This is a genomic window from Pedobacter sp. 10L46_2 (assembly GCF_056395165.1).
The window spans coordinates 1-6,413 of record NZ_JBFTIZ010000305.1 but is presented as its reverse complement, the minus strand read 5'-3'; the positions used below and the strand labels follow the sequence as shown (position 1 = coordinate 6,413).

Below are 6,413 nucleotides of genomic sequence, written 5' to 3'. Positions count from 1 at the left end.
ATCCTAAGATAGGATGCTATATATTTTAATGGAACATGCTGAAATAGGTGGGGACTTCTTTGTAAGACCCGTTTTAAACGTTCTGTGGGAGAAACTGTGAGCAGATCAACTTCCCTCTCGATTTGTTCGATAATTACTGTTTCTAATAAAGATTTATAGCCGGCTAAACTATCAAGATCTCCATTTACTAACGCTGATACCTTTTCTTTAGGGAGCACTCGCAAAGTTGTTTTCCTGATGGCTTCAATATAAAATTCTGATGGACTTTCGCTAAAATAGGAGGCTAAAGAATTGATTATGGAGCCCTCAAAACCAAAGCGGATGCTTTGTTCTTCATATTCTGATAAAAGAAAAACCCGAACTGCACCTGATTCAACAAAGTATATGTTCCTTTCTATTTCTCCTTTCTTTAAAATAAATTCTCCTTTGGAAAAGGTCTTTTTAACTTCCGAAATCTTCAGTGAATTAATCAGATTAAAGGTAAAAGATTGTGTTTCATCCATGAATATAGCCGGTTTCTTTTTGGCAAAAATAACAGATTTTATGGCTTGGCTATGGACGTTGGTTGTGCATGGTGCTGCGCATGTATTCCTGAAACATGTTTTCCCGGAATCGTCTGTTGGCTATACGGCGTGATCTGCGGGTATAACTCCAGTAAAACAAAACCCAGATACTCAGAACTAAACCATATACAGGAAAGGGATTGGACATATTGGCTGCAGTGTATAATGCGCTGGCAGAAATCCCTAAGCTTAACAAAAGAAAGAAGACCGTTTTCATGACTGACAATTGTTAAATACTATACTAATTTACGAGGTAAATCGGATTGGTATTCAATAAATTATTCACAAGATTTCCACAATATTATCTTATTAACAATTCCCTTGTTTTTATGGGGCAATTGCTATATTGTGTACGTCTTTACAGATTAAGATAATCATCATACCTATGTATTTAACTTCGCTTCCTGATCACTCCAGCCCAGATTTTAACGAAGAGCTACACTTTAGCAGGTTTAAAGAACACAATGTTATTTTCAATACTACAAGCAGTTTTAGTTTTTGTGATGACCATGTAGGATGTTTGTCTTTCAAGACGATATTGGAAGGTGAAGAGTGGTATGGCATTAATAATCGCCGGCTGGCAATAAGGCCCGGACAATTCCTGATCCTTAACAATGAACAGAATTATTCGTGCAATATTGATACCCATGAAAGGGTTAGAGGGATATCGGTTTTCTTTAAAAAGGAATTTGCATCTTCAGTCTTCAACGACACATTAAAAAAAGATAATGAGTTATTAGACAATCCTTTTCTCATTCACAATGCACAACCTGAGTTTTTCCAGACGCTTAATGCTATTGAACCTGAAGTACAGTTTCAACTTGCAAGGCTGATTTCAGATCTTGAAACCCTCTTATAAGCACGCTCAAATCAGAATCAAGACAGGCGGCCGAGGTTTCCGCGGTAAAGCTAAGCTCCAAAATGGAGATATACAAACGTCTGTGTATTGCCAAAGATTTCCTTCATTCCACGTTTATGGAAAAGCATGATTTAGATACACTCAGCAGTAACGCCTGTTTATCTGTTCCTCAGCTCGTAAGGCAATTCAAGTCTGTTTTTAAAACCACTCCGTATCAGTACCTGATCCAGATCAGGCTTGATCGGGCTGTTGAACTCCTTAAAAACAGCAATAAACCTGTACATGAGATCACCTGGCAATGTGGTTTTGAAAATGTCAGTGCTTTTTGTAGGGCCTTTAAATCTGCTTACGGCACCCAGCCTTTAATATTTAGAAAAGCTTACGCTTAAATTGAGCATTCTTGCATACGTTTAGTACAAATGACGGAATAATTTAGATCAATTTTTAAATCTGATCACGCTAACTCCAGTAATATTGAAACGAGCAATAACCTTAATCTTTTGTATTTTATTGATATCCCTTTGCCAAGCCCAGGATCAGGTGATACCACTTTATCCGTATGGTATCCCAAATTCAAAAAAAGTACCTCCAGATTATATAGAGCAGACTGATAGTTCTGGCCTGATTAGCAACGTTAGTGTTCCGACTATGCAGGCCTACTTTCCGGAGAAAGATAAGGCCAATGGCACTGCTGTAATTATTTTTGCAGGTGGCGGCTATTTTGTTCTGGCGCCAAAAAAATGCGTTGAGCTTGCAAATGCATTTAATGCACTTGGAGTTGCGGCCTTTGTTGTGAAATATCGTTTGCCCAGTGACAAAATCATGAAAGATAAAACAATAGGTCCCCTGCAAGACGCGCAAACCGCTATTAAGATCGTACGCAAAAGAGCTGGCGAATGGAACATAAATCCACTCAAAATCGGCATGATGGGATTATCGGCAGGGGGGCATCTGGTTTCTACAGCCGGTACTCAGTTAAATAGGGTAGTGATTGAAAACAATGAAAACATATCGCTTAGGCCAGATTTTATGATCTTGCTCTATCCGGTCATTATTTATGACCCCTATATATTCAGGACCAGGGAAAATTTAATCGGAAAGACACCTTCCCGACAGGCATTAAATTTATACAGTACCAATAGGCACGTAAGTGCCAAAACACCGCCTACATATTTGGTTCATGCTGCTGATGATGACGTTATTCCAGTAAAAAATAGTCTGAGTTTCTATGAAGCAATGCTTAAAGCTGGTGTTCCGGGTGAGTTGCATATCCTGCAATCAGGTGGACATGGATTTGGGATTTCTGATTCGGAAAACAAAAGTAACTGGTTTCCGAGTTGTCTGAATTGGATGCAAAAAAATGGTCTTCTTTAAAAATACAATAACTATTACTGTTTGAAAAGCGCATTTCTGGAATTGAGCATTCTTGCACATGTTTAGTAAAACCGACCGGGTAATTTTGATCAGTTTAAATCGACATTATTTAATAAGGTATTAAAAAATCAATCTATGAAATCAGCAAGTAAAAACTTATCATTAGTATTATCAGTATTAGCGTTAACTGTATTGTTTTCCTGTAAGAAAAAAGAAGGAGGTTCACCTGTAAATTCAGATGAGGAAGCTGCAAAAAGAGTTGTGGGAACATATAAGGGAACACTTGATGCTACCCAGGAATATTTTAACGCAATTATTGTTATTACCAAAGAAAATGGTAACAAAGTAAAGATTACACCAAAACAAGGCGAACCATATTCCAATGTAACGCCAAAAATTATCACCGTAAAAGCAATACAGAATTCTGATGATGCTGAGGCTATTGGAACACCTGAAGGTACACTGGTATATCAACACTCGGTAAAAAACATATCTATTGTTACACTTTCCAGTTCCTCAAGTGATGTTACCTACAATTTCAGGGGAACAAAACAGTAAGATTTAGCCATAAAGGATTGTATCACCGATTTTGTCGCATTCTCCACCTAATATTGTCCGTTTTACACCCCTAATTAGAATGAGCCAAACAATAGCTTTGTATTGAACAATATGTATAAACTGGAATTATGATACTTCAAAATAAAAATGCGATTGTTTATGGGGCAAGTTCCTCCCTGGGAGGAACTGTTGCTCAATCACTGGCCACAGCCGGTGCCAATGTTTTTGTAACCAATAAAAACTTATTGGTTGCGCAGCAGGTTGCTGATGAAATTATTGCGGCCGGTGGTAAAGCCTATGCCGGTATGGTTGACGCAATGCAGGAGGATTCCATCAGAACACATATTGAATTCGTTCATAATATGGCTGGTAGTGTTGATATATCTTTCAATTTAATAGGAATTAAAAATGTTCAGAATATTCCACTAATCGAGATGTCACTCAAAGATTTTATTTCACCTGTTCATGATGCAATGCATACTCAATTTCTGACAATGACAGCGGCTGGTAGAATTATGAAAAATCAAAAATCGGGAGTAATACTTTCTTTAACAGCAACTCCAGGCGGTATTGGATATGCAATGGTTGGTGGTTTTGGTCCGGTGTGCTGCGCAATAGAGAGTCTTTCCAGGGATCTGGCAGCAGAACTTGGCCCATATGGGGTAAGAGTTGTTAATATCAGGTCGGCGGGTTCACCAGATTCACGTCCATTTAAAGAATTTATTGCTACTGGAAGTGATGAGGCTGAATCTTTCTTGCAAAAAATTGTGGATGATACAATGCTCAATCAGTTGCCATTGATGCAGGATATTGCAAATACTGCCGTTTTTTTAGGATCAGATTTGGCAGGGAAAATAACTGGTGTTACTATAGATGTTACTGCAGGAACAACAGCTGCACTTAATTACAAAAACGCAAAACCCGCTTTTCTTAAGGACAATTGAACGACCAACAGATAAACAAGGTAACTTGAATCGTAGGAGCAGGTAATAATTTTCTTAAAATACTTTGCAATACAAAGTGAGTTGGTTAACTTTGTATTGCAAAGTGCTTTTTTATTTGTGAAAACTCAATAGTATGAAGATCTCAAGAACAAAATTTGTTATCATCTTTCTTGTTTCGGCGTTTGCCTTTCAGATTATCTTTAATTTACTGTTGCAGCCTGTAAACGGAGATTGGTTCCCTGGAACTGGGTCGCCAATAGCATGGAAACGCACCGTAGCCACAATCATATATCCTGTCAAAGTTGTTTTAGTAGGGCCCTTGGCCCCTATACTCAACGATCCGGATCCTGCACCACCAGTTCGGGCACTTGCTTGTGCGCTATATTGGACTGTTATAGCTATCGTTCTTCATTTTATCCTAAGTAAAATTATCTTTCGCAAGAAACATGAATAGATTTGAAGAAATATACTATGAAGCAAAGTCTGACAATTGGTTTCAGCGGTTTGCTATTTTTTGCCGTCTCGCTCTGGCAGCCAGTTTTATTCCCGCAGGTTATATTAAAATCATAGGTGAACGATTCGCTGCGGGCCTGCCATCAAATAATCCTTTAGGACATTATTTTGATGCATTACATCTCACAGGGTATTACTACACCTTTATTGGAGTTGCTCAAATAGTAACAGCAATATTATTATTGATCCCGAGAACATCCCTTCTTGGTGCCCTGATGTATTTTTCCCTCATCGTGAACATATGTGTACTCACTTATGCTACCCGCTTTGACGGTACCCGGATCGTTACGATCATGCTATTGGCAAGTTTGTTTTTACTAATTTGGGACTATGACCGTTTAAAATACATTTTGCCATTTAAGCAGCCCAACACAGATCCTTATGTGTTAAAAAAGCCCCTGGGTGTACGTCTTCGGGTCATATTTTTTGGTGGTTCTTTCGCAGCTGTGGCCTTTATTATTGTAGGTACTTTCTATTTATATGAGATCATACCGGGCAACTCTGAAGCTGAATGCAGAAATCAATGCGCTTCCAGCAAAAACCCCGCGGCTTGCGAAATTTTCTGCGACTGCATTTATAAGCAAGGTCAACCACTGGATAGCTGTCTGGCAACTTTTGATAAGACGAAAGATGTCCGCAGATCCCCCTAGAATTGATGTTCCACAGGAGAGTAGTTTTTAAAATTAAAAAAACAAAAGCAATTGGTGCGTATTAATTGTATTAATACTGCTCACCTTACATTTCGCCGAAAAACCAGTATCAGACCTTAGGTATCCTTCGGTCCAGGTAGTGTAATTTCTGTATAACTTTTGGGTTCCTCAAGCATCTTTTGCTTTTCTTAAGGTTGACTGTCAGTTGATTTCCTGTAGGCTTAAAATAAACGTAACGCTTTTTCCAGTCAATGTGATATCTTCGCGCCATGACAGCAGAAGATTACGAAGCGGCATTCCATGGGATTGCGCTTCCGGAAGGGCCAATTGAAATAGGACAGGGGGCAATAGTTACGGATGTTCCTTTATTTGTGGCTAAAGAATTGGCTATATTAAAATTCGGTAATAACGAGCGGGTTAAAGAACCGGTGCGATGGAGGTTAAACAGACTGATTGAATTGATCAATAATAGTCACCAATAGCTGGTGAAAAGAGATTTTTATTGCCGTATTTATATTTTAAATGGTGTTGTTAACAAATTCACCCTTTTCTGAAACGATCTGATTTCCCCAGTTCGTAATTGTTTCTAAAACTGGTATAAATGTTTTTCCAAAATCCGTTAGGCTGTATATAACCTTAATAGGCGGTTTTTTACCATATACTTTCCTTAATATTAAGCCGTCCTTTTCTAATTGTTTCAACTGTAAACTCAATGTCATTTCGGTAATATTCGGTACTTCTTTCCGAAGCTCGTTGTAGCGTTTTTCAGCATCTTTTAAATGATACAGAATTACCGCTTTCCATTTACCACCTATTAAATCCATCGCTAGACTTATTGTGCAGGGATAAACTCTTCCCTTTAGTTTTACGTAATCACCTATACATTCTGTTTTCATCCGGCATTTTGTTTTAACCTATCTGTTTGGATAGTTATTGTAAATGTAGTATGCTA

The 6,413-nt window shown here is 38.2% G+C and carries 11 protein-coding genes; 8 read left to right on the top strand and 3 right to left on the bottom strand.

What is annotated here, in order from left to right:
- A partial coding sequence (locus AC1DDX_RS23250; protein WP_477622672.1) for a Crp/Fnr family transcriptional regulator occupies positions 1-503 on the bottom strand: 503 nt, incomplete at its 3' end.
- A 49-nt stretch (positions 504-552) separates the two neighbouring features.
- Entirely contained in the window at positions 553-780 is a 228-nt protein-coding gene (locus tag AC1DDX_RS23245) for a hypothetical protein (protein WP_172663632.1), read from the bottom strand.
- A 168-nt stretch (positions 781-948) separates the two neighbouring features.
- Here AC1DDX_RS23245 and AC1DDX_RS23240 point away from each other — a divergent pair, with 168 nt between their 5' ends.
- The 8 genes from AC1DDX_RS23240 (at position 949) to AC1DDX_RS23205 (ending at position 5,943) form a co-directional block, all read left to right on the top strand.
- Complete coding sequence (locus AC1DDX_RS23240) at positions 949-1,422, top strand: hypothetical protein (RefSeq protein ID WP_477622671.1); 474 nt, start codon at positions 949-951, stop codon at positions 1,420-1,422.
- A 62-nt stretch (positions 1,423-1,484) separates the two neighbouring features.
- Entirely contained in the window at positions 1,485-1,811 is a 327-nt protein-coding gene (locus tag AC1DDX_RS23235) for a helix-turn-helix domain-containing protein (protein WP_448633871.1), read from the top strand.
- A 151-nt stretch (positions 1,812-1,962) separates the two neighbouring features.
- Positions 1,963-2,796 carry an alpha/beta hydrolase gene (locus AC1DDX_RS23230; protein ID WP_477622670.1) on the top strand — a complete coding sequence of 278 codons (834 nt, stop codon included), beginning with the start codon at positions 1,963-1,965 and terminating at the stop codon, positions 2,794-2,796.
- Positions 2,797-2,931: 135 nt separating this feature from the next.
- Positions 2,932-3,354, top strand: coding sequence for a hypothetical protein (locus AC1DDX_RS23225; protein ID WP_172663630.1), 423 nt, complete (start codon positions 2,932-2,934; stop codon positions 3,352-3,354).
- Positions 3,355-3,482: 128 nt separating this feature from the next.
- Positions 3,483-4,298: an SDR family NAD(P)-dependent oxidoreductase gene (locus AC1DDX_RS23220; protein ID WP_337715014.1), complete on the top strand. Its 816-nt coding sequence runs from the start codon at positions 3,483-3,485 to the stop codon at positions 4,296-4,298.
- Positions 4,299-4,431: 133 nt separating this feature from the next.
- On the top strand, positions 4,432-4,752 hold the full coding sequence (locus AC1DDX_RS23215) for a hypothetical protein (protein WP_337715012.1): 321 nt from the start codon (positions 4,432-4,434) through the stop codon (positions 4,750-4,752).
- A complete protein-coding gene (locus tag AC1DDX_RS23210; protein ID WP_337715010.1) occupies positions 4,745-5,461 on the top strand; it encodes a hypothetical protein in 717 nt (238 codons plus the stop codon). The genes AC1DDX_RS23215 and AC1DDX_RS23210 overlap by 8 nt, the downstream gene beginning before the upstream one ends.
- 269 nt (positions 5,462-5,730) lie before the next feature.
- Positions 5,731-5,943, top strand: coding sequence for a DUF6965 family protein (locus tag AC1DDX_RS23205; RefSeq protein ID WP_172663626.1), 213 nt, complete (start codon positions 5,731-5,733; stop codon positions 5,941-5,943).
- A gap of 36 nt (positions 5,944-5,979) precedes the next feature.
- Here AC1DDX_RS23205 and AC1DDX_RS23200 read toward each other — a convergent pair whose 3' ends face one another.
- Positions 5,980-6,357: a winged helix-turn-helix transcriptional regulator gene (locus AC1DDX_RS23200; RefSeq protein ID WP_172663625.1), complete on the bottom strand. Its 378-nt coding sequence runs from the start codon at positions 6,355-6,357 to the stop codon at positions 5,980-5,982.
- Between the last annotated feature and the right edge of the window lie 56 nt (positions 6,358-6,413).

Coding starts and splice junctions, on each gene's coding strand:
- AC1DDX_RS23245 (WP_172663632.1), bottom strand. CDS start 780: ATGAAAACGGTCTTCTTTCTTTTGTTAAGCTTAGGGATTTCTGCCAGC.
- AC1DDX_RS23240 (WP_477622671.1), top strand. CDS start 949: ATGTATTTAACTTCGCTTCCTGATCACTCCAGCCCAGATTTTAACGAA.
- AC1DDX_RS23235 (WP_448633871.1), top strand. CDS start 1,485: ATGGAGATATACAAACGTCTGTGTATTGCCAAAGATTTCCTTCATTCC.
- AC1DDX_RS23225 (WP_172663630.1), top strand. CDS start 2,932: ATGAAATCAGCAAGTAAAAACTTATCATTAGTATTATCAGTATTAGCG.
- AC1DDX_RS23220 (WP_337715014.1), top strand. CDS start 3,483: ATGATACTTCAAAATAAAAATGCGATTGTTTATGGGGCAAGTTCCTCC.
- AC1DDX_RS23215 (WP_337715012.1), top strand. CDS start 4,432: ATGAAGATCTCAAGAACAAAATTTGTTATCATCTTTCTTGTTTCGGCG.
- AC1DDX_RS23210 (WP_337715010.1), top strand. CDS start 4,745: ATGAATAGATTTGAAGAAATATACTATGAAGCAAAGTCTGACAATTGG.
- AC1DDX_RS23205 (WP_172663626.1), top strand. CDS start 5,731: ATGACAGCAGAAGATTACGAAGCGGCATTCCATGGGATTGCGCTTCCG.
- AC1DDX_RS23200 (WP_172663625.1), bottom strand. CDS start 6,357: ATGAAAACAGAATGTATAGGTGATTACGTAAAACTAAAGGGAAGAGTT.